The organism is Actinomadura citrea, from assembly GCF_013409045.1.
Classification (GTDB): domain Bacteria; phylum Actinomycetota; class Actinomycetes; order Streptosporangiales; family Streptosporangiaceae; genus Spirillospora; species Spirillospora citrea.
On record NZ_JACCBT010000001.1, the window covers coordinates 667,127 to 685,409 of the forward strand.

The window sequence follows — 18,283 nt, forward strand, 5'->3', positions numbered from 1 at the left end:
TGTGGGCGGGGATGCTTCAGAAGGTGATGAGGATCTTGCCGAGCAGGCCGCCGGCTTCGTAGCGCTCGTGGGCGGCGCGGATGTCGGTGTACTGGTAGCGGTCGGCGATCCGCAGGCGCAGTTCCTGGGTGTCGACGAGGTGAGCGAGGTGGGCGAGGTCGGCGGCGTCCTCCTGGACATAGCTCTTTTGGGCGCCGGGCACGTCGGGCAGGGGGTGGTCGGCGATGGAGACGTAGCGTCCCCTGGGGGCGAGGGCGGCGCCCGCGTCGACGCCGGCGGTGTCGAGGATGACCGGGTAGCGGTCGCGGGGCAGGTCGTCCGGGCGGTGCCAGACCTGCTGTGCGCCGAGCTCCCGGGCGGCGTGTTCGTGTCCGGGCCGGGAGACCAGGGCGTCGGCGTGAGCGCCGGTTCGACGGGCGAGCTGGACGGCCAGGCCGCCGACCGCCCCAGCCGCGCCGATGACCAGGATGCGCTCGCCGGCGGCCAGTTCGGCGGTGCGCAGGGCCTGCAGGGCGGTCACCCCGGCCAGGGGCAGGGCCGCAGCGTCGGCCAACGGGATGGTGGTCGGCGCTGTGGTCACCAGATGGCCGGGCAGAGCCACGTGCTCGGACCAGGTGCCGCGGCCGGTGGCGATCTGCGCGGACATGGCGATAACGGCCGCGCCGACTTGGTGAGCGGGGTCGGTGCCGGCGACGATCCGGCCGGAGAGGTCCCAGCCGAGCGTGGCCGGCAGCGGCGGGCCGACCTCCCAGGCTCGGGTCTTCCAGTCCACCGGGTTGAGGCTGCTGGCTGTGGTGCGGATGAGGACTTCTCCGGCGACGAGGGCGGGTTCGGCGATGTCGTGGACGGTCAGGACGTCGGGGCCGCCGTGGCGGTCGATCTGGATGGCATGCATGGTCAGGGGAGGACCTTCCAGCGAGTGAGGGGTGGACGTTCAGGCGGCGATGGAGACCGCGGCGTTGTCGGTCTGCGGCGTGGTGCTGTTGCGGGGCAGGATCAGGTAGGTCAGGGCCAGGCCGGTCAGGCTCAGCACGGCTCCGGCCAGTCCGGTCCAGCGCAGCGCGCCCGCGGCGACGAGGAGCCCGCCGAGGGCGGAGCCGGCGGCGGCGCCCAGGTTGAACGCGCCTACGTTGACGGAGACCGCCAGGGTCGGCGCCGCCCCGGCGTGGCGCAGGATCAGGCCCTGCAAGGGGGCGATGGTGGCGGTGGCGAGCAGGCCCAGGACGAGGACGGCGAGAACAGCGGTGGGCTGCCAGGCGGCGGCGAACGGCGTGGCCGCCAGCACGCCGGTCAGGCCGCCGAACACGCCGCGCACGGTCGCGGTCATGGACTTGTCGGTCAGCTTCCCGGCGGCCAGGTTGCCCAGGAAGCTGCCCGCGCCGTAGGCGAGCAGCAGGGCGGAGACGGCGGCCGGGGAGAAGCCGGTGACGCGGGTGAGCAGGGGCGCGATGTAGGTGAACACGACGGCGACACCGGAGAAGCCGACCGCGGTGGTGGCGATGGCCAGCAGCACCGGCTTGCGGGTCACCACACGCAGTTCGTCGCGCACGCTCATGGCCGGCGCCTGCTGCCTCGGCAGCACCAGGACCAGCAACGCGACGGAGGCCAGGGTGAGCGCGGTGAGCACCGCGAACGGGGCGCGCCACCCGGCAGCGTGTCCCAGCAGCGAGCCCAGGGGAACTCCGAGCAAAGTGGCCACGGTGAACCCGGAGGCGACGGTGGCGATCGCCGAGCCGGTCTTGTGCTCAGGCACCACGCTGGTGGCCATCACCAGCGCCAGTGCCAGGAACGCGGCGTGGCTGAGCGAGGAGATCACCCGCCCGGCCAGCAGCATCTCCAACGTCGGGGCCAGGGCGCTGAGCGCGCTGCCCGCGGCGAACAGCAGCATCAGCCCGATCGCCAGGCCCTTGCGGGGCAGCCGCGCGGTCGCCACCGTCACCACAGGACCGCCGATCACCACCCCCAGCGCGTAGGCGGTCACCGTCTGCCCGGCGGTGCCCTGTGCGACCTGAAGATCCGCGCCGATCTCGGGCAGTATGCCCGCGACCAGGTATTCCGACGTGCCGACGACGAAGACGCTCGCGCACAAGGCTGCGAGTGAGGCGAAGCTCTTGCTCATGCGCGAGACGCTAGAGTTTCACATCGATGTGAGAGTCAATCGGCGCCGCCCGCCGGCAGGGCATCCGTGAGGAGGATCACGTGCGGATCGGTGAGCTGTCCCGCAGGACCGGCGTACATGAACGGCTGCTGCGTTACTACGAGGAGCAGCACCTGCTCCACCCGCAGCGGCGTCCCAGCGGCTACCGCGAATACGACGAGGCGGACGTGGGCACCGTGCGCCGTATCCGCAGCCTGCTCGCCGCCGGCCTGAGCACCGCCTCCATCGCCACGATCCTCCCCTGCCTGCGCGACGAGGACGAGCGCCTGGTGCCGACATGCTCCGACCTGCTCGCCGACCTGTTCAGGGAGCGCGAGCGGATCACCAAGGCCATCACCGACCTGGAAATCTCCCGGTCCGCGCTCGACGACGTGATCGCCGCTGCACCCGCCGACGTCGCCGCACGCGCGATCGAGGGAGCGACGGCTCCCGCCCCCGAACGGTAACTGCGACCACACTGCTCGGTCCTCGTTCACCAGCCTGGCGAACTCCGCATTGCCCTCCATCCGGTCGAGCCAGTCGGAGAGCACCAACGCCTGATCGCGCGCGAGGCCGTCCGTGTTCGGCGGAGGAGTCAGATGTCCATGTCCCCGCGCTTCACGCAGGCGATGAAGTGCGCGAACCCTGAGGGGGAGAGGGCCAGGTGGCCGGTGTCGGGTGCCTTGCTGTCCCTGATGCCGCGTCCCTCAGCGAGAGCGGCCACCTCCACACATTCTTCGCCGCCAGCACCACCTGTGCCGCTTCGCTGGGACTTGCGCCACATTGGCTTGCTCATCACATTGCCTCCATGACCTTGGCTATGAGATTCCGCGTGGAGTCTCGGGACAGGGCATCAGCGCCAATTCGGTCATACCGTACCCGGTAGTCATGGACCTTGGCAGGATCCGTGACTAGACGCCCGCCGCCAACCGCCGCCGACCAAGCCACTCCCTTTCGATCTACTTCGAGGAGGGTGAAGGAGCCATCAACTCCTGGATGTGCTCCTACGCTGCGCGGCACGGCACGAACGACGACGTTGCGGCGTTGGCTCACCTCGATCAGATGTGCAAGTTGTGCTCTCATGATCTCCATAGAGCCGATGATGTCCCAGAGGACTGACTCTTTGATCAGCACCCAGAGATTGGGTGGATGTGACCCTGACAGGACTTCCTGCCTCGCCACGCGCTCTTCGACTGCGGCATCCACATCTTCGATGTTCTGGCCGCCGATGATCAACGCGCGCATGTAGTCCGGAGTCTGCAGGAGCCCATGGATCACCAGTGCTGAGTATGGGCTGATGGTTGAAGCTCGCCGTTCGTATGCGGCGAACTGCTGGAACCAGTTCGGGTCGTGGCTGCTGTCAGCAAGGCCCCGAAGTCGGGCGAAGTGGCCACGAGTGCGCCAAATTCGATCAAGAGTTTCGGTGTGTCGTTGGGGGATTTTCGCGCTGCCCGATTCCCAGTTCGAAACTGTGGAATTATCAACGCCGCAGATCTGGGCTACATTCACCTGGGAAAGATTGCGCTCCTCGCGCCAAACTCGCAGGTCAACGGACAACCAGTGCCACAGGTTGTGGTCGGGGTCCAAGCGATCCACTCGCGCCATTCAAGATCCTTCAACTAGGGATCACTGAACGAAACACGACAAGCGTAATCGGCGGCGGGAAGGTGTGGGCAGGGTTCAGGGAGAAAGGTGGCCCGGGGATGAATGGCATTCAGGACATGCGGGACAAGCGTCCGTCAAAGGCGCCGAACGAGTTCGCTCTCCGCTGGCGCGCTTATCCCGAGAGCGTGTATCTGACGCGGTCGCTCGTGTCTCAGGCGTGTGAGGCATGGGGGCTGGCTCGTCTCGACTATGTCGGGCGGACGATCATGTCGGAGCTGGCGACGAACGCCGTGGTGCACGCCGTCGAGGGGCACGAGATCCAGGCGTGGGTCACGCTCGTGGACCTTGCCATCGAGTTCCGGGTGTGGGACCCGTCCCACGCGCCACCGGTGGTACCGGAAGCCGATGTCGAGGCCGAGGGCGGGCGGGGCCTGATGATGGTGAGGCTCCTCGCTACGGGCGGCTGCGGATACCGGCACGTCGGCGGCGGTCGCGGCAAGGTCGTCTGGGCGCGGCTGACCCTCTAGAACTCCCGCCCGTCCGGCGAGCGGCCGCACCCGACCCCCTGGGGTGCGACCGCATTTCCCCCACCTCGCCGGACGGGCGGGCTCAACGCCGACTGCGGGTCCGTGGATTCCTTGCTTAATCGGACTGCGGTCCGGTAACGTCATCGAACACAACCGGACCATAGTCCTATTAATCAGGAGGTAGCGGCATGACCGCACTCATCGCTCGCGACGAGCTGAAGGCCGCGATCGAGACGGGCTCCGTGACCGTCCTCGACACCCTGGGCGGCGAGTACTACGCCAAGCAGCACCTGCCCGGCGCCGTCGAGCTGGTCCTGGCCGACGTCGACGCCCAGGCGCCGACCCTGCTCCCTGACCGCGACGCCGCGATCGTCACCTACTGCTCGAACCCGGCATGCGCCAACAGTGGCCAGGTCGCCGACCGGCTCACCGCCCTGGGCTACACCAACGTCCGCAAGTACCGCGAGGGCATCCAGGACTGGGTGGAGGCCGACCTCCCCACCGAGTCCGCCTGAGACGTCGGGGGAGGGCGACGCGAAAGCCCCTGCCCTCCTCCGACGGGTCCACCCCGGGTTCGATCGGGTGATCGCCGCCCCGGGGGTGGCGCTGGAGATCATCGGAGTCCCGGCCACGCGAGAACGCCGTGACCGGGGCCCCAGGGTCAGCTGTCTCGGAAGGTGCCGGGCCTCGCTAGTTGCGGTAGCGGAAGACGATCCGGCCGCGCGTCAGGTCGTACGGCGAGAGCTCCACCAGTACCCGGTCCTCCAGGTAGATCTTGATGTAGTTCTGGCGCATCTTGCCGCTGATGTGCGCGAGCACGCGGTGGCCGTTCTCGAACTCCACGGTGAACATGGCGGCGCGCAGGCACTCGACGACCTTGCCTTCGAGTTCGAGGCCGTGCTTGTTCCTCGTCATCGGACCAGCTCCAGGTTGCTGCTCACCGACCGGGCCCCGATGCCCTCGACCAGTGCCGACGCCGCCTGGTTGGACTCCTGGACTTCGGCCCAGGCCGTGGCGAAACCGGAGCGGTGGAGCGTCCCCAGCGCGTGGGCCAGCAGGGCCCGCGCGATGCCGCGGCGCTGCTCGCCGGCCCGGACCGCGACCAGCCCGATGCGCGGCCGTCTGACCGTCACCACCCGGATCAGCCCCAGGTAGCGGTCCGGCGCCGCGGCCACCGCGTACTTCGACGGGTCGACGATGGTGTCGTCTTCGGAGCGGGGGAGCACCTCCGCGGGCATCGACTGCCACCACCCGACGGTCGCCTCGACCTCGTCACGGACAGCGCGGTCCACCGCGCGCAGCATGCCCTCGTCCGCCTGACCGGCGGGGACGATCGTCACGCCCGGAGGCGGCAGGACCTCTTCGAGCCCCGTGGCCCGCGGGTCGGTTGGGATGACGTACTCCCACTCGCGGCGCCGGATCCTGAAACCGGCTCGGCGCCACCTGGCCGTCAATGCGACATCGGCTTCATCGACCACCGCGTACAGCGGTGCCGGCAGTTCCGCCGACATCGCCTCGGCGAGCTGGTCGAAGGCGGCGTCGTGCCAGGCGTCGATGCTGACGAACAGGCGTCCGTCGGGCCGGTGCTCCGCATATCCGCGGCCGACCACCAGGTCGTCGTCCAGTGCGTGCCAGTGCCTGTCCGCGACGCGCGTGATTCTCACCGCGTGCTCGCTCAGGCCGGATGTAAAAGGCTTTGCGTTCATCGGAGTCTCCTTCAGGAGTGCCTCGATTTCAGGCGCTCCTGGCGACACCGATCGTCAGCCGCCGGACCGTGACGGGCTGAGGGAGCACCCATGGGTGACAGGGTTCACGGGTCTCACCTCCTAGCGACGTCTTCACGGCCGAGCGCGACGGTATCAGCGCGGCGCCGCCTCGATCCAACCCTTTTTCCACCTTGATGGACGCCGCACCGGCCCGAGCCGGGATCTATTCGCGGGCGGCGACCAGGGCCGTGGGGGACGGCCTGGTCGCCGCCGCTGCGGTCAGGGCGGCGGCTGCGGCGGTGATGGCCGGGGCGGCCACGGTCAGCAGGCCGAGGAGGGTCCAGGGCACGGCGAGGACGCGCACGCCGTGCATCTTCGGAAAGAAGCCCGCCAAAGCCCCCGCTGCGACCAGGGCCCCCAGGGACAGGCCGATGAAGGTGACCGCCGCGGACTCGATGACGGCCATCCGGACGACCTGGGCGCGGGTCAGGCCGGTGGCGCGGGCGACGGCGAACTCGGTGCGGCGTTCGGCGGCGGCGATCACGACGGCGTTGATGACCGCGATGGCGGCGTAGAGGCCGGACATGCCCATCAGGACGGCCATGATCCCCATGGTGCCGCGCTGCTGGTCCGCCACTCTGGCGTCCGCCCACTGGTGAAGGGTGCGCACCTCGCCGCCTCCGGCGGCGCGGATCCGGGCGGCGACCGCCTGCGCCGATGTGCCGGGGGCGACCTGCACCAGGGTCTCCGTGGGCGCGTCCGCGAGCATCTCGGCAGGGACGAGGTCGCGCGGCACCAGGAAGTTGTCGCTGCCGTTCTCCAGGACTTCCGGCAGGCGCGCGACGGTGCGCAGCTCGACCTTGCGGGAGCCGATCCGTGCCGTGACGGTGCCGCTGCGGACGCCTTCGGCGGCCAGCTGGGGGCCGATCGCGACGGTGCGGCCGTGCAGCGCGTCCAGGGAGCCGGAGCGCAGGGTGAGGCGGTGGGTGCGCCGGTAGGCGGCGCCGTCCACGGCGGTGATTCCCGAATAGCGGGTCTGCCGGTAGGAACGGCCTTCCACACGATGCCGGGACGTCACCGACATCTCGACCTGGCTCTGCGGGGACGCCAGGGCGACGCCGGGAATCTGCGGAATCCGGGCGGCGGCGGCCCCGTCCGAGCTGACCACCAGGTCGGCGGCGGTGATCCGTTCGAGGTCCGCGCCGGTGGCGCGGGCCAGCGAGTTCAGCGCGCCGGTCAGGCCGACCAGCAGGCCGACCAGGACGATGACGGGCGCGGCCGTCGAGGCGCTGCGCCGTACCGCGTCGCGCAGGTTCGCCTGCGCCAGCTCGCCGAGCACGCCGGTGCGCAGCACCGTCCCGAGCACCCGGCCGACCAGCGGGACGGCGAGCGGGCTCAGCGCGCTGAGGGCGATCGATCCGAAGATCGACACGGCCATCCCGATCAGCAGGGCGCCCAGCAGGTCGGCGCCGTGCCCGGCCGTGACTAGCATGACCGTCAGGGCCAGGGAGGACACCCCCGACAGCCAGCGGCCGACGGTCATCACCCGGGCCGCGCGCGGGGCGTCGCGCAAGGCGTCCAGCGGACGGACCCGGGCCGCCCGATAGGAGGCGGACAGCACTCCGAAGACCGCGACGCCGATCCCCACGCCCGGCGACAGCAGCAGGATCCCGGGAGACCAGTGCGCGGAGAAGCCGCGGGGGAGCAGCCCGATTCCGATCAGCAGCCGGGCCTGGAGCCAGGTGCCCGGCACGCCCAGGAGGATCCCGAGGACGCTGCCCGCGAGGCCCAGCAGGAACGCCTCGCCCAGCAGCAGCCTGACCAGTTGCGGACGGCTCCCGCCGAGCATGCGCAGCAGGGCGAGGTCCTTGCGCCGCTGCTCCACGGCGAAGGCGAACGTCGAGCCCACGATGAACACCGCCAGGAACATCGCCAGCGGTGTGGCCATGCCCAGCAGCGTGGCGGCCCCGACGTACCCCTCCCGGATCTGCTCGGCCGTCCGGCCGGAGGCGCCCGGCGGAATCTTCGGCTCGCCCGTCGAGACCAGCACGATCACCGACGACTGCACCAGCGCCACGCCCAGGGAGACGGTGAACAGCGCCCCGGCGAACAGCGGCCAGCGGTCCCGGACGGTGCTGGCGGAGATGCGCAGCACGGGTCAGCCCTCCAACCGGGTGAGCCGCTCGGCGACCTGGGCGGCGGACGGGCGCGGCAGGCGGTCCGCGACCCGGCCGTCGGACAGGAACACGACCGCGTCGGCGCTCGCCGCCGCTACCGGGTCGTGGGTGACCATCACGACGGTCTGCCCCTCGGTGTCGACCATGCGGCGCAGCAGCCGCAGGACCGTGCGGGCCGATCCGGTGTCCAGGGCCCCGGTGGGTTCGTCGGCGAACAGCACCGAAGGCCGCGTCACCATGGCGCGGGCGATCGCCACCCGCTGCTGCTGCCCGCCCGACAGCTCGCGCGGACGGTGCCGCGCGCGGTCGTCCAGGCCCACGTCGGCGAGGGCGGCCCGCACGTCCCGGCGCGACGGCCGGGCGCCGGCCAGTTTCAGCGGGAGCGCGACGTTCTGCTCGGCGGTGAGCGAGCCGATCAGGTTGAAGTTCTGGAAGACGAACCCCACGGCGCGGCGGCGCAGCCCGGTCAGCGTCGCGTCGGTGGCGTGGGTGACGTCCTGCCCGGCGAGCAGGACGCGCCCCGAGGTCACCCGGTCCAGGCCCGCGGCGCAGTGCAGCAAGGTCGACTTCCCCGAACCGGAGGGGCCCATCACGGCGGTCCAGGAACCGGCGGGGAAGGTCACGCTGACGTCGGCCAGGGCCTGAACCCGCGCTTCGCCCGTCCCGTAGTGCCTGCTCACCTGGTACAGCTGCACCGGCGCGACCGGGACGGCGGCATGCGCGGGGGCGGGAGCCGTCAACGCAGGGCCCGCAGGTCGACGCCGCGTGCCATGGCCTGGTAGCCCGCGTCGTTGGGGTGCAGACCGTCCTGGTACACATACGAGAGCCGCGGGCGGTCGGGGTCGGCGGGGTCGGCCATGATGCGGTCGGCGTCCAGGACCGCGTCGTAGGAACCGCTGGTCCGGATCCAGTGGTTGACGGCGTCGCGGTTCTTCTCCACCTGGGGCGTCCAAACGGGGAAGAGGGCGCCCTTCATCGGGAGGATGGTCGTCCCGACGACCTTGAGGCCGCGGGCCCGGGCGGCGCGGATCAGCTGCCGTTGGGCGGCGATGACCTGCGCGGCGGTCGCCGGTCCGCCCGGCCGCAGGCAGGGGTCGCCGGGGGTGTCGCGGATGTCGTTGGCGCCCAGGTGGACGATCACCGCCCGCACGCCGGGACGGTCCAGGACGTCGCGGGCGAACCGGGCGGTGGCCTTCTCCCCGCCGCACGCCGAGTCGTGCCGCAGGCGGTTGCCGCCGATGCCCGCGTTGACGACGCCGAGCGGGTCGCGGCCGGCGGCCAGGCGCTCGGCCAGCGCGTCCGGCAGCCGCGCGTCGGCGCCGGGCGCGGCTCCGACGCCGTCGATGAGCGAGTCGCCGAAGGCGACCACCGTGCCCGCGCCGTTCCCGCCGGTGACCTCCACGCCCGCCAGGTAGTACAGCGCGTCGGTGGAGCTGGTGTAGGCGCCGCCGCCCTCGTCGGACAGGTGGTCGCCGGAGGCGCGGTAGGCGGGCTGGGTGGTGAAGCGGTGGAAGGTCGCGGGCCCCGTCGCGCCGGTGAACCGCAGCGTGACCGCCAGCTTCTCCAGCGGCGCGGTGGTCAGCGGCACCGGATCACCGACGATCTCGGCGCCCGGCGCCACGGTGACGGACCGCGCCCCGCCGAAGGTCAGCGCCGCCGTGGTGCCCGGCCATGCCTGGGCGCCGCCCGCCGAGCGGGCGACGGCCGCGGCGGCGACCGGCAGGGGCCGGGTCCCGTACCGGTTGGACAGCCGGATCCGCACCTTCGCGCCGCCCGCGCTGAGCCGGACGACCTGGCGCAGCGAGTGGTCGCCGAAGCCTTCCACCGACCAGTTCGGCCCCTCGTCCTCGCCGCCGGCGATCGGGCGCTGCATCGCCGCGCCCCAGCTCTGCGACCAGCCCGTGGACCGGTGGGACGCCGCCTGCGCCGCGGCCGGGGCGGGACGGGGCCAGGCGTATCCGAGCCCGCCGATCAGCGCTGCCGCGGTGATGCCGGCCAGGGGCGCGGCCATCCGCGCGGGGAGCTTTCGTCTCATGCTCCGATCCCACCGCCGAGGCGCCGCCGGCCGCATCACGGTGATCCACCAACTTGGAGGTATGCCTGTCACTACCTCGGTGTTCGCGCGGGCCGGGCGGGTCACGGGGTCGGCTACCGTACGCCTGTGCCGAACGACCCGCCGCCCACCCTGCTGGCCGCGATGGGACGCCGCGGGTTCCTGCTGACGGCCTGGCCTTGGCGCGCCGCCGGCTACCTGCTGTCGACCGTGGCCGTCGTGGTCGCGGCGGGCCTGCCGCTGCTGCTGCTCGGCATGCCGCTGCTCCTGGCCGCCGCCTCGGACGCCGCTCTCGGCGAGCGGGCGCTGCCCGCCGTCCTCGGCCTCCTGCTGGTCGCCGGGCTCGGGCCGGCGGCGACCATCCCGCTGACCGGGGTGGAACGGCGCCGGCTCCGCATGGTGGACGTCCGCCCGGCGGGACCGGGGCATCGGCGGCCGCCCGAGCGGGGCGTCCTGCCGTGGCTCCGCACCCGCTACACCGAGCCGGTCACCTGGCGCGCACTCGGCTACTTCCTGCTGCTGTCCGCCGCCGTCCCCGTCCTGTACGCGGCGCTGCTGTCCGCGCTGGCCTTCGAGTTCGGCGCCGTGGCCGCCCCGCTGATCCTGCTCGGCGGCGACGGACCGATGGTGCTCGGCCCGGTGACGATCGCCGACGCGGAGGCCGCGCTGCCCTACGCGGTCGCGGGGCTGGCGCTGCTGCCCGCCGTCCCGTACCTGCTGGCCCTGGTCGCCGGGGCGCAGGGCGCGCTCGCCCGGGCGCTGCTGCGCCACGGCTCCGGTGAACGGCTCCAGGCCGAGCTGGTCGAGGTCGCGCGGTCCCGGGCCCGGCTGGTCGACGCGTTCGAGGCCGAGCGCCGCCGCATCGAGCGCGACCTGCACGACGGCGCCCAGCAGCGACTGCTCTCGCTCACCCTGAAGCTCGGGATCGCCCGCGTGGACCTGCCTCCCGGCTCACCGGCGGCCGACAGCGTCGCGGACGCCCACGCGGAGGCCAAACGGCTCATGACCGAGCTGCGGGAACTCGTCCACGGGATCCACCCCCGCGTCCTCACCGACCGGGGCCTGGCGGCGGCGCTGGGCGAGCTGGCCGACCGGTCCCCGCTCGCGGTCACCGTCGAGGCGGACCTGCCCGGACGGCCGCCCCGCCAGGTCGAGAGCACGGCCTACTTCGCCGCCGCCGAGGCGCTCACCAACGCCGCCAAGCACAGCGGCGCCGACCGGGCCGCGGTGTCCGCGCGCCTGGCCGGCGGAGTCCTCACCGTGGAGGTCGCCGACGACGGCGCGGGCGGCGCCGACCCGGCCCGCGGCACCGGGCTGACCGGCCTCGCCGACCGGGTGGCGGTGATCGACGGCAGACTGCTCGTGTCGAGCCCCGCCGGGGGCCCGACCCTCGTCCGTGTGGAGCTCCCTTGCGAACCGAACCGACCGCCGTCCGGGTAGTCCTCGCCGAGGACGGTGTCCTGCTGCGGGAGGGCCTGGCCGGGCTGCTCGCCAGGTTCGGCTTCGACGTCGTCGCCGCGGTCGACGACGCCGAGGCCCTGCTCGCGGCCGTCGCCGAGCACCGTCCCGACCTGGTCGTCACCGACATCCGGATGCCGCCGGACTTCTCCGACGAGGGACTGCGCGCCGCCGTGCGGCTGCGGCGCGCCGACCCGGGCCTCGCGGTGGTGGCGCTCAGCCAGTACGTCGAACTGAGCTACGCAGCCGACCTGCTGGACTCCGGCGACGGCCGCCGGGTCGGCTACCTGCTCAAGGACCGGGTGGTGGACGTCGCCGACTTCGTCGCCGCGCTGCGCCAGGTCCTCGACGGCGGCACGGTGGTGGACGCGCAGGTCATCCGGCAGCTCATCGGCCGCCGCCGGGACCCGCTCGCGGCGCTGTCCCCGCGCGAGCACGAGGTGCTCGCCCTGATCGCCGAAGGACACTCCAACGCCGCCATCGCCCGGCGGCTGGTCGTCACCGACGCGACCGTGGGCAAGCACGTCCGCAGCATCCTGGCCAAGCTCGACCTCCCCCAGACCGATGACACGCACCGCAGGGTCCTCGCCGTCCTGACCTACCTCCGCGGCCGTCCCCCCGCCACGGGCCCCGCGTGAATCCGCGAGGCCCAGGGCGGGTTTCGAGGCCCTGAGCGATGGACCCGAAATCCACGCGAACGCGCCGCTGTCAGACTCTGTGAGCGGGGGTTTCCGGCTGCGGGTTCGGGGCGCCGGCGTGCTCGGGGGAGGTGCGGTGCTCGGGGCGCGGGGTGTTCATCAGGACGGCGACGATGAGCGCGCCGACCACGAGGATCCCGGCGGACCAGGCGCCGGCCGCGCCGAAGCCCTCCACCAGTGCCTGCCGGGCGATGGCCGGGCTCGGGCCGTGCGGGGCGTGCGAGGAGAGGTAGTCCGCGGTGGTCCCGGTGGCGATGGTGTTGAGCAGCGCGATGCCGATCGAGCCGCCGATCTGCTGCGCGGTGTTGACGCTCGCCGAGGCTATGCCGGAGTCGCCCTGGTCGACGCCGTGGGTGGCGTAGTCGAGGGCCGGCGGCATGATCATGCCCGCCCCGAATCCGAGCAGGAGCTGCGCGACCAGGACGCCGGCGGCGTAGGGGGTGCCGGGCTCCAGGGTCAGCATCCACAGCATGCCGGCGGAGCTGATGAGCATGCCGGGGACGATCAGCGCGCGCGGCGGGACCCTGGGCAGCAGCCGGGTGGTGAGCCCGCCGGCCGACAGCAGCACCGCCGTGGCCATCGGAAGGAAGGCCACACCCGTCCTGACCGGCGAGTATCCCTTGACGACCTGCATGAAGTACGTGAGAAAGAGGAACGCCCCGAACATCCCGATGACGGCCAGGCCCACGGCCAGGTAGGCGCTGCCGCGGGTGCGGTCTGCGATCACGCGCAGCGGCAGCAGCGGCTGCGCGACGCGGCTCTCGACGAGGGCGAACACGGCGAGCAGCACCGCGCCCGCGGTCAGCAGGCCGATGACCTTCGCCGAGCCCCAGCCGTCCGACCCGGCCCGGCCGGTGGCGTACACGATCGCGACCAGCCCGCCGGTGACCGGCAGCACGCCGAGGAGGTCGAACCGGGCCGGGCCCGCGTGCCGGGATTCGGTGATGACCGCGAACCCGCCGACCGCCGCGATCACGGCGATCGGGATGTTGATGTACAGGCACCAGCGCCAGTCCAGGTAGTCGGTCAGCGCCCCGCCGGCCAGCAGCCCGATCGCGCCGCCCGCGGCGGAGATGGCGCCCCAGATCCCGAACGCCTTGGCGCGGTCCTTCGGCTCGGTGAACGTCACGGCCAGCAGCGACAGCGCGGACGGGCCGAGCAGCGCGCCGAACCCGCCCTGCAGGGCGCGAGCCGTCAGCAGCATCTCGAAGTCGGCCGCCGCGCCGCCGAGCGCCGACGCGCCGGCGAAGCCGAGCAGGGCGATCAGGAAGGCCCGCCTGCGGCCGGTGTAGTCGGCGATCCGGCCGCCGAGCAGCAGCAGGCTTCCGAACGCCAGGGTGTACGCGGTGATGATCCACTGCCGGTCGCCGTCGGAGATCTGCAGGTCCCGCTGGAGCGACGGCAGCGCGATGTTCACGACCGTCCCGTCCAGAACGATCATGAGCTGGGCCAGGCCGATGAACGGCAGCGCGGCCCAGCGGCGCGAGCCGGGCGGCGCGGGCGCCTTCGTGGTCGCCATGACTTCGTCCTCACTCGTGGTGCGGCGTGCCACGCGAATCGCTCGCGGGGCCTCCTGACGGACACGAGACACCGGCGGCCCCATCTTTCTGACAGGGCGTTCGTGTGAGCTGCGCCACGAGGACGACCGATCACCGGCCTCTACCGCGTCCGCTGACCCCGCGGAACCGCCCCGGTGATGAGGCGGGCCGGCGCCAGGCTCGCCGGGCGGCCGCTAGCCGCGGTCCGGGTCCGGCTCGGCGCCGGCCGGAGGCGTCTCGGGTTTGGTGTAGAGGACGTCGCGGGCCTGTTCAACGGCGCGGTTCAGGCTCTCGCTGACGAAGTCGAGGAAGCGGGCGGCGTTCTCCAGGCGGTTGCCGGCCGGGGTGTCGCGGCCGAGGACGGCGGCGCCCTGCCGTGCGGTCTCGCTGAAGCGGTCGTTGTCCCGGATGCTGCGGAGCATCGACTGGTACCAGAGGTCGTTGTCGATGACGTAGCGCTCGCGGCGGCCGTCGCTCTCCCGGCGGATGAGATCCAGGTCCGCCACGAACGTGACCGCCTTGGAGACGGACGCGGGGCTGACCTGGAGGCGCTGGGCGAGGTCGGACGCGGTGAGGCTGGTGTCGGCGGTGTAGAGGCACCCCATCACCCGGGCCATCATCTTGGGCAGGCCCGAGGTCATGAGCACGGTGGTGAGGGCCTCCTGGAACTCCTGCACGGCCTCGGCGTCGCGTCCGTAGGGCTGCGGCGCGGCCTGCGCCCCCCGGGGCGCGGTCTGGGTGCGGCGCTGGGTGCGGCGCTGGGTGGCGTGGTGGGCCAGGTCGGCGCGGTAGCCGGTGGGGCCGCCGTTGCGCATCACCTCGCGTGTGACCGTGGAGGTGGGGCGGTCGAGGCGGCGGGCGATCTCGGCGTAGGCCAGTCCGTCGGCGAGCCCGACCGCGATCTGCTGGCGTTCCTGCTGGGTGAGCCTGCCTCCCGGCATCACGACCCCCTTCATGCCCCGCAGGGCCCTGGCGTTGCCGGATGGTGCCTGACGCCTTCACCATAGCGTTCACCTTCATTGCATTGCAACGATCGAAGGATGGAGTGTTGCGTTAGTCGACAGAACGTTGCAATGATTCCAGTGCTCTGACCTGCAAGGATGCTGTTCCGATGCAAAGAGCTTGTTGTGCGATTCTGGAAAGCAACGTAGCTTTTGCGATGTCAGAAACGACGAGCCGCAAGGAGAGCACGATGCAGAAGTTCGAAACCCCCGCCCCGATCGCCACCGTCCTGGACGTCCCCGCGGGGCGCATCCAGCTCATCGCCGCCGACCGGGCCGACACCGCGGTCGAGGTCCTGCCCGCCGACGCCTCCAAGGGGCGCGACGTGAAGGCCGCGGAGCAGACCACGGTCGAGTACGCCGACGGCGTCCTGCGGATCGCGGTCCCGGTGAAGAACCAGTACCTCGGCGCCTCCGGATCCATCGAGGTGACGGTCCAGCTGCCCACCGGCTCCCGGGTCGAGGCGAAGGCCGCCAGCACGGAGTTCCGGGCCGTCGGACGGTTCGGCGACGTCGCCTTCGAGGGCGCCTACCGCTCGATCAAGCTGGACGAGGCCGCGAGCGTCCGCCTCACCGCCACCGACGGCGACGTCGAGGTCGGCCGGCTGGGCGGCCCCGCGGAGATCAGCACCCAGCGGGGCGACATCCGGATCGCGGAGGCCGTGCGCGGCAAGGTCGTCCTCCGCACCCAGTCCGGCGACATCTCGGTCGGCGCCGCCGCCGGGACGTCGGCCTCGCTGGACGCCGGCACCGGCCACGGCCGCATCAGCAACGCCCTCAAGAACGACGGCACCGCCGAACTCGACATCCACGCCACCACCACGCAGGGCGACATCACCGCCCGCAGCCTCTGACCCGCGGCCCCCGAAGCGACCCCCCAAGGAGCAGCACATGACCGACCTGGCCATCGCGGCGAGCGGACTGCGCAAGTCCTACCGCGACAAGAAGGGCGAGAAGGTCGTCCTGGACGGCATCGACCTGGCCGTCCCCGAAGGAACGATCTTCTCCCTGCTCGGCCCGAACGGCGCGGGCAAGACCACCACCGTCCAGATCCTGTCCACGCTGATCCGCGCCGACGAGGGCGAGGTCCGCGTCGCGGGGTTCGACCTCGGCCGCCAGGCCGACGACGTGCGCGGCGCGATCGGGGTGACCGGGCAGTACTCGGCGGTCGACAAGCTGCTGACCGGCGAGGAGAACCTCCTCCTCATGGCCGACCTGAAGCACCTGCCGAAGGGCGAGGGCAGGCGGAAGGCCAAGGAGCTGCTGGAGAAGTTCGACCTGGTCGACGCGGCGGGCAAGCCGGCCTCCACCTACTCCGGCGGCATGCAGCGCCGGCTCGACCTGGCGATGACCCTGGTCGGCGACCCGCGCCTGATCTTCCTGGACGAGCCCACCACCGGCCTCGACCCGCGCAGCCGCCGCGCCATGTGGGGCATCGTCCGCGACCTCGTCCGGAACGGCGTCACCATCTTCCTCACCACGCAGTACCTGGACGAGGCCGACGAGCTCGCCGACCGCATCGCCCTCCTCGACCACGGGCGGCTGATCGCCGAGGGCACCGCCGAGGAGCTGAAGCGGCGCATCCCCGGCGGCCACATCCAGCTGAAGTTCGGCGACCCGGGCCGTCTCGACGCCGCCGCGCTGGCCCTCGGCGCCGGCACCCCCGACCCCGAGGCGTTCACCCTGCAGGTGCCGAGCGACGGCAGCGTCCGGATGATCCGGGACGTGCTCGCCGTCCTGGACGAGCACTCGATCGAGATCGACGAGATGTCGGTGCACACGCCCGACCTCGACGACGTCTTCCTCACCCTCACCGGCCGGGAGGCCGACGACCAGGCCGACAGCAAGGCCGACAGCAAGGAGGCCCTCCGATGAGCACCCTCACCCTCGCCGCGCGCGACTCCTCCACCATGGTCCGGCGCCAGCTCAAGCGCATGATCCGCTACCCGTCCATGACCGTGCAGCTGATCATCACGCCCGTCATCATCCTGCTGCTGTTCGTCTACGTCCTCGGCGGCACGCTCGGGAACGGGCTCGGCGGCGGCCGCGACGCCTACGTCAACTACGTCGTCCCCGGCATCCTGCTCATGACGGCCGCCACCGCCGCGACCGGGACCGCCGTCATGGTCGCCACCGACATGACCGAGGGCATCGTCGCCCGGTTCCGCACCATGCGGATCTCCCGGGCCTCGGTCCTCACCGGCCACGTCGTCGCCAGCGTCGTCCAGCAGCTCTTCGGGATGGCCGTCCTCATCGGCATCGCCCTGGCGATCGGCTTCCGCCCGAATGCCAACGCCCTCGAATGGCTGGCGACCGCGGGAATGCTGACCCTGTTCGCCGTGGCCGTCACCTGGCTGTCGGTCGCCCTCGGCCTGAAGTCCTCGACCCCCGAGGCCGCCAGCAACGCTCCGATGCCGCTGATCCTGCTGCCGTTCCTCGGCAGCGGCTTCGTCCCCACCGACTCCATGCCCACCGCCCTGCGCTGGTTCGCCGAGTACCAGCCCTTCACCCCGATCATGGAGACCGTCCGCGGCCTCCTGCTCGGCACCCCGATCGGCAACAGCGGCGCCATCGCCGCCGCCTGGTGCGCCGGCCTCGCCGTCCTCTCCTACCTCTGGGCCAAGCGCACCTACAACAAGGCCTGACCGTGAACCGGCCGACCAGGGCCGCCAGACCGAAAGGTCTGGCGGCCCTGAACGCTTTCCGGCCGCCCGGTTCAGAAACCGATGGTTTCGCGGAGCAGCAGGACGGTGCCGCGTCCAGGCTGGTACTCCGCGTTGAGGATGAGAACGCGGTTGACCGCGCTGGGCCAGCCGTGGACCGCCTGGGTCCGGGCGTTCTCCAGCGGGAGGCAATGCTCTTCGACGCGGCGCAGCGCGGTGCTCAGGTCGGGGACGACCTTCTGCGCCCCGACGATCCAGATCGCACGGGCGGCGCCGCCGGAGTAGGCGGGCAGCTGGCTTCCGCTGCCCGAGGCGGCCACGAGGGACCCGGTCTCGGTGACCGCGGCGACGCTGCCCACGACGACGTCGGGGCCGGCGCACAGCCGCCGGATCTCGTCCATCTGGGTGGCGCGGTCCATGGCCAGGATGCGCGGCTTGACGGCCTCATATCGTCCGCTGCCGTTGATGTCCTCATCGAGACCGGACAGGCGGAGGGTCTCGCTGGCCCCGGTGAACACGCTGGCGCCCGCCGGTATCAGCTCGCCGACGCGGGCGCGCGCGGCGGCGGCGTCGTCGAGGATCTCCACGGTGAAACCGTGCGCGGTCAGCGCGGCGGCCGCCCGCTCCAGCTGCCGCGCGGGCGCCGGGCGGGTGAACGGTGTGGCCGGTACGGGGGTCGTCATGATGTCTCTGAGCTTCCTGTTCGCTGGATGACGGGTT

General features: G+C 72.0%; 20 protein-coding genes. 8 read left to right on the forward strand and 12 right to left on the reverse strand.

The annotated features are described in order from the left end of the window. Positions 1 to 16 precede the first annotated feature (16 nt). Complete coding sequence (locus BJ999_RS03335) at positions 17 to 895, reverse strand: NADP-dependent oxidoreductase (RefSeq protein WP_179831896.1); 879 nt, start codon at positions 893 to 895, stop codon at positions 17 to 19. A 39-nt stretch (positions 896 to 934) separates the two neighbouring features. Beyond that, positions 935 to 2,119 carry an MFS transporter gene (locus BJ999_RS03340; RefSeq protein WP_179831897.1) on the reverse strand — a complete coding sequence of 395 codons (1,185 nt, stop codon included), beginning with the start codon at positions 2,117 to 2,119 and terminating at the stop codon, positions 935 to 937. Positions 2,120 to 2,199: 80 nt separating this feature from the next. On the opposite strand from BJ999_RS03340, the gene BJ999_RS03345 reads away from it, so the two are divergent. Continuing rightward, positions 2,200 to 2,604: a MerR family transcriptional regulator gene (locus BJ999_RS03345; protein ID WP_179831898.1), complete on the forward strand. Its 405-nt coding sequence runs from the start codon at positions 2,200 to 2,202 to the stop codon at positions 2,602 to 2,604. Positions 2,605 to 2,732: 128 nt separating this feature from the next. Here BJ999_RS03345 and BJ999_RS03350 read toward each other — a convergent pair whose 3' ends face one another. Both BJ999_RS03350 and BJ999_RS03355 read right to left on the reverse strand, forming a co-directional pair. Further along, on the reverse strand, positions 2,733 to 2,933 hold the full coding sequence (locus BJ999_RS03350) for a DUF397 domain-containing protein (RefSeq protein WP_179831899.1): 201 nt from the start codon (positions 2,931 to 2,933) through the stop codon (positions 2,733 to 2,735). After that, a complete protein-coding gene (locus BJ999_RS03355) occupies positions 2,933 to 3,742 on the reverse strand; it encodes a helix-turn-helix domain-containing protein (protein WP_179831900.1) in 810 nt (269 codons plus the stop codon). Before BJ999_RS03355 ends, BJ999_RS03350 begins: the two co-directional genes overlap by 1 nt. Before the next feature lie 116 nt (positions 3,743 to 3,858). Here BJ999_RS03355 and BJ999_RS43400 point away from each other — a divergent pair, with 116 nt between their 5' ends. After that, positions 3,859 to 4,269, forward strand: a complete 411-nt coding sequence (locus BJ999_RS43400) for an ATP-binding protein (protein WP_338070794.1) — start codon at positions 3,859 to 3,861, stop codon at positions 4,267 to 4,269. 188 nt (positions 4,270 to 4,457) lie between these two features. Continuing rightward, positions 4,458 to 4,784, forward strand: a complete 327-nt coding sequence (locus BJ999_RS03365) for a rhodanese-like domain-containing protein (RefSeq protein WP_179831902.1) — start codon at positions 4,458 to 4,460, stop codon at positions 4,782 to 4,784. A 175-nt stretch (positions 4,785 to 4,959) separates the two neighbouring features. Here BJ999_RS03365 and infA read toward each other — a convergent pair whose 3' ends face one another. The 5 genes from infA to BJ999_RS03390 form a co-directional block, all read right to left on the reverse strand. After that, the gene (gene infA / locus BJ999_RS03370; protein ID WP_179831903.1) at positions 4,960 to 5,184 is read right to left on the reverse strand and encodes a translation initiation factor IF-1; all 225 of its coding nucleotides are present in this window, start codon (positions 5,182 to 5,184) and stop codon (positions 4,960 to 4,962) included. Then, positions 5,181 to 5,933 (reverse strand): GNAT family N-acetyltransferase, encoded by a 753-nt coding sequence (locus BJ999_RS43405; protein WP_218934920.1) that lies wholly within the window; start codon positions 5,931 to 5,933, stop codon positions 5,181 to 5,183. The genes infA and BJ999_RS43405 overlap by 4 nt, the downstream gene beginning before the upstream one ends. Before the next feature lie 265 nt (positions 5,934 to 6,198). Further along, a complete protein-coding gene (locus BJ999_RS03380) occupies positions 6,199 to 8,130 on the reverse strand; it encodes an FtsX-like permease family protein (RefSeq protein WP_179831905.1) in 1,932 nt (643 codons plus the stop codon). Between the two features lie 3 nt (positions 8,131 to 8,133). Beyond that, complete coding sequence (locus BJ999_RS03385; protein WP_179831906.1) at positions 8,134 to 8,892, reverse strand: ABC transporter ATP-binding protein; 759 nt, start codon at positions 8,890 to 8,892, stop codon at positions 8,134 to 8,136. After that, a complete protein-coding gene (locus BJ999_RS03390; protein WP_179831907.1) occupies positions 8,889 to 10,187 on the reverse strand; it encodes an SGNH/GDSL hydrolase family protein in 1,299 nt (432 codons plus the stop codon). The genes BJ999_RS03385 and BJ999_RS03390 overlap by 4 nt, the downstream gene beginning before the upstream one ends. Positions 10,188 to 10,313: 126 nt before the next feature. Here BJ999_RS03390 and BJ999_RS03395 point away from each other — a divergent pair, with 126 nt between their 5' ends. After that, complete coding sequence (locus BJ999_RS03395) at positions 10,314 to 11,645, forward strand: sensor histidine kinase (RefSeq protein WP_229810202.1); 1,332 nt, start codon at positions 10,314 to 10,316, stop codon at positions 11,643 to 11,645. Next, the gene (locus tag BJ999_RS03400; RefSeq protein WP_179831908.1) at positions 11,615 to 12,301 is read left to right on the forward strand and encodes a response regulator; all 687 of its coding nucleotides are present in this window, start codon (positions 11,615 to 11,617) and stop codon (positions 12,299 to 12,301) included. Before BJ999_RS03395 ends, BJ999_RS03400 begins: the two co-directional genes overlap by 31 nt. Before the next feature lie 70 nt (positions 12,302 to 12,371). On the opposite strand, the gene BJ999_RS03405 is transcribed toward BJ999_RS03400, so the two are convergent. Together BJ999_RS03405 and BJ999_RS03410 are read right to left on the reverse strand one after the other, a co-directional pair. Then, entirely contained in the window at positions 12,372 to 13,880 is a 1,509-nt protein-coding gene (locus BJ999_RS03405) for an MFS transporter (protein WP_179831909.1), read from the reverse strand. Positions 13,881 to 14,093: 213 nt separating this feature from the next. Continuing rightward, positions 14,094 to 14,840 (reverse strand): GbsR/MarR family transcriptional regulator, encoded by a 747-nt coding sequence (locus BJ999_RS03410; protein WP_179831910.1) that lies wholly within the window; start codon positions 14,838 to 14,840, stop codon positions 14,094 to 14,096. Between the two features lie 251 nt (positions 14,841 to 15,091). Here BJ999_RS03410 and BJ999_RS03415 point away from each other — a divergent pair, with 251 nt between their 5' ends. Genes BJ999_RS03415 through BJ999_RS03425 form a run of 3 tightly spaced genes read left to right on the forward strand, consistent with a single transcriptional unit; the run spans position 15,092 to position 17,545 of the window. Next, complete coding sequence (locus BJ999_RS03415; protein WP_179831911.1) at positions 15,092 to 15,754, forward strand: DUF4097 family beta strand repeat-containing protein; 663 nt, start codon at positions 15,092 to 15,094, stop codon at positions 15,752 to 15,754. 37 nt (positions 15,755 to 15,791) lie between these two features. After that, positions 15,792 to 16,775 carry an ATP-binding cassette domain-containing protein gene (locus BJ999_RS03420; RefSeq protein ID WP_179831912.1) on the forward strand — a complete coding sequence of 328 codons (984 nt, stop codon included), beginning with the start codon at positions 15,792 to 15,794 and terminating at the stop codon, positions 16,773 to 16,775. Beyond that, positions 16,772 to 17,545 (forward strand): ABC transporter permease, encoded by a 774-nt coding sequence (locus BJ999_RS03425; protein WP_179831913.1) that lies wholly within the window; start codon positions 16,772 to 16,774, stop codon positions 17,543 to 17,545. The genes BJ999_RS03420 and BJ999_RS03425 overlap by 4 nt, the downstream gene beginning before the upstream one ends. Positions 17,546 to 17,616: 71 nt before the next feature. On the opposite strand, the gene BJ999_RS03430 is transcribed toward BJ999_RS03425, so the two are convergent. After that, the gene (locus BJ999_RS03430; RefSeq protein ID WP_179831914.1) at positions 17,617 to 18,246 is read right to left on the reverse strand and encodes an LUD domain-containing protein; all 630 of its coding nucleotides are present in this window, start codon (positions 18,244 to 18,246) and stop codon (positions 17,617 to 17,619) included. Between the last annotated feature and the right edge of the window lie 37 nt (positions 18,247 to 18,283).

What these genes read in the sequence shown, in the direction of transcription:
- BJ999_RS03335 (WP_179831896.1), bottom strand. Translation starts at nt 895, where the DNA reads ATGCATGCCATCCAGATCGACCGCCACGGCGGCCCCGACGTCCTGACC.
- BJ999_RS03340 (WP_179831897.1), bottom strand. Translation starts at nt 2,119, where the DNA reads ATGAGCAAGAGCTTCGCCTCACTCGCAGCCTTGTGCGCGAGCGTCTTC.
- BJ999_RS03350 (WP_179831899.1), bottom strand. Translation starts at nt 2,933, where the DNA reads ATGAGCAAGCCAATGTGGCGCAAGTCCCAGCGAAGCGGCACAGGTGGT.
- BJ999_RS03355 (WP_179831900.1), bottom strand. Translation starts at nt 3,742, where the DNA reads ATGGCGCGAGTGGATCGCTTGGACCCCGACCACAACCTGTGGCACTGG.
- BJ999_RS43400 (WP_338070794.1), top strand. Translation starts at nt 3,859, where the DNA reads ATGCGGGACAAGCGTCCGTCAAAGGCGCCGAACGAGTTCGCTCTCCGC.
- BJ999_RS03365 (WP_179831902.1), top strand. Translation starts at nt 4,458, where the DNA reads ATGACCGCACTCATCGCTCGCGACGAGCTGAAGGCCGCGATCGAGACG.
- infA (WP_179831903.1), bottom strand. Translation starts at nt 5,184, where the DNA reads ATGACGAGGAACAAGCACGGCCTCGAACTCGAAGGCAAGGTCGTCGAG.
- BJ999_RS03390 (WP_179831907.1), bottom strand. Translation starts at nt 10,187, where the DNA reads ATGAGACGAAAGCTCCCCGCGCGGATGGCCGCGCCCCTGGCCGGCATC.
- BJ999_RS03405 (WP_179831909.1), bottom strand. Translation starts at nt 13,880, where the DNA reads ATGGCGACCACGAAGGCGCCCGCGCCGCCCGGCTCGCGCCGCTGGGCC.
- BJ999_RS03410 (WP_179831910.1), bottom strand. Translation starts at nt 14,840, where the DNA reads ATGCCGGGAGGCAGGCTCACCCAGCAGGAACGCCAGCAGATCGCGGTC.
- BJ999_RS03415 (WP_179831911.1), top strand. Translation starts at nt 15,092, where the DNA reads ATGCAGAAGTTCGAAACCCCCGCCCCGATCGCCACCGTCCTGGACGTC.
- BJ999_RS03420 (WP_179831912.1), top strand. Translation starts at nt 15,792, where the DNA reads ATGACCGACCTGGCCATCGCGGCGAGCGGACTGCGCAAGTCCTACCGC.
- BJ999_RS03425 (WP_179831913.1), top strand. Translation starts at nt 16,772, where the DNA reads ATGAGCACCCTCACCCTCGCCGCGCGCGACTCCTCCACCATGGTCCGG.
- BJ999_RS03430 (WP_179831914.1), bottom strand. Translation starts at nt 18,246, where the DNA reads ATGACGACCCCCGTACCGGCCACACCGTTCACCCGCCCGGCGCCCGCG.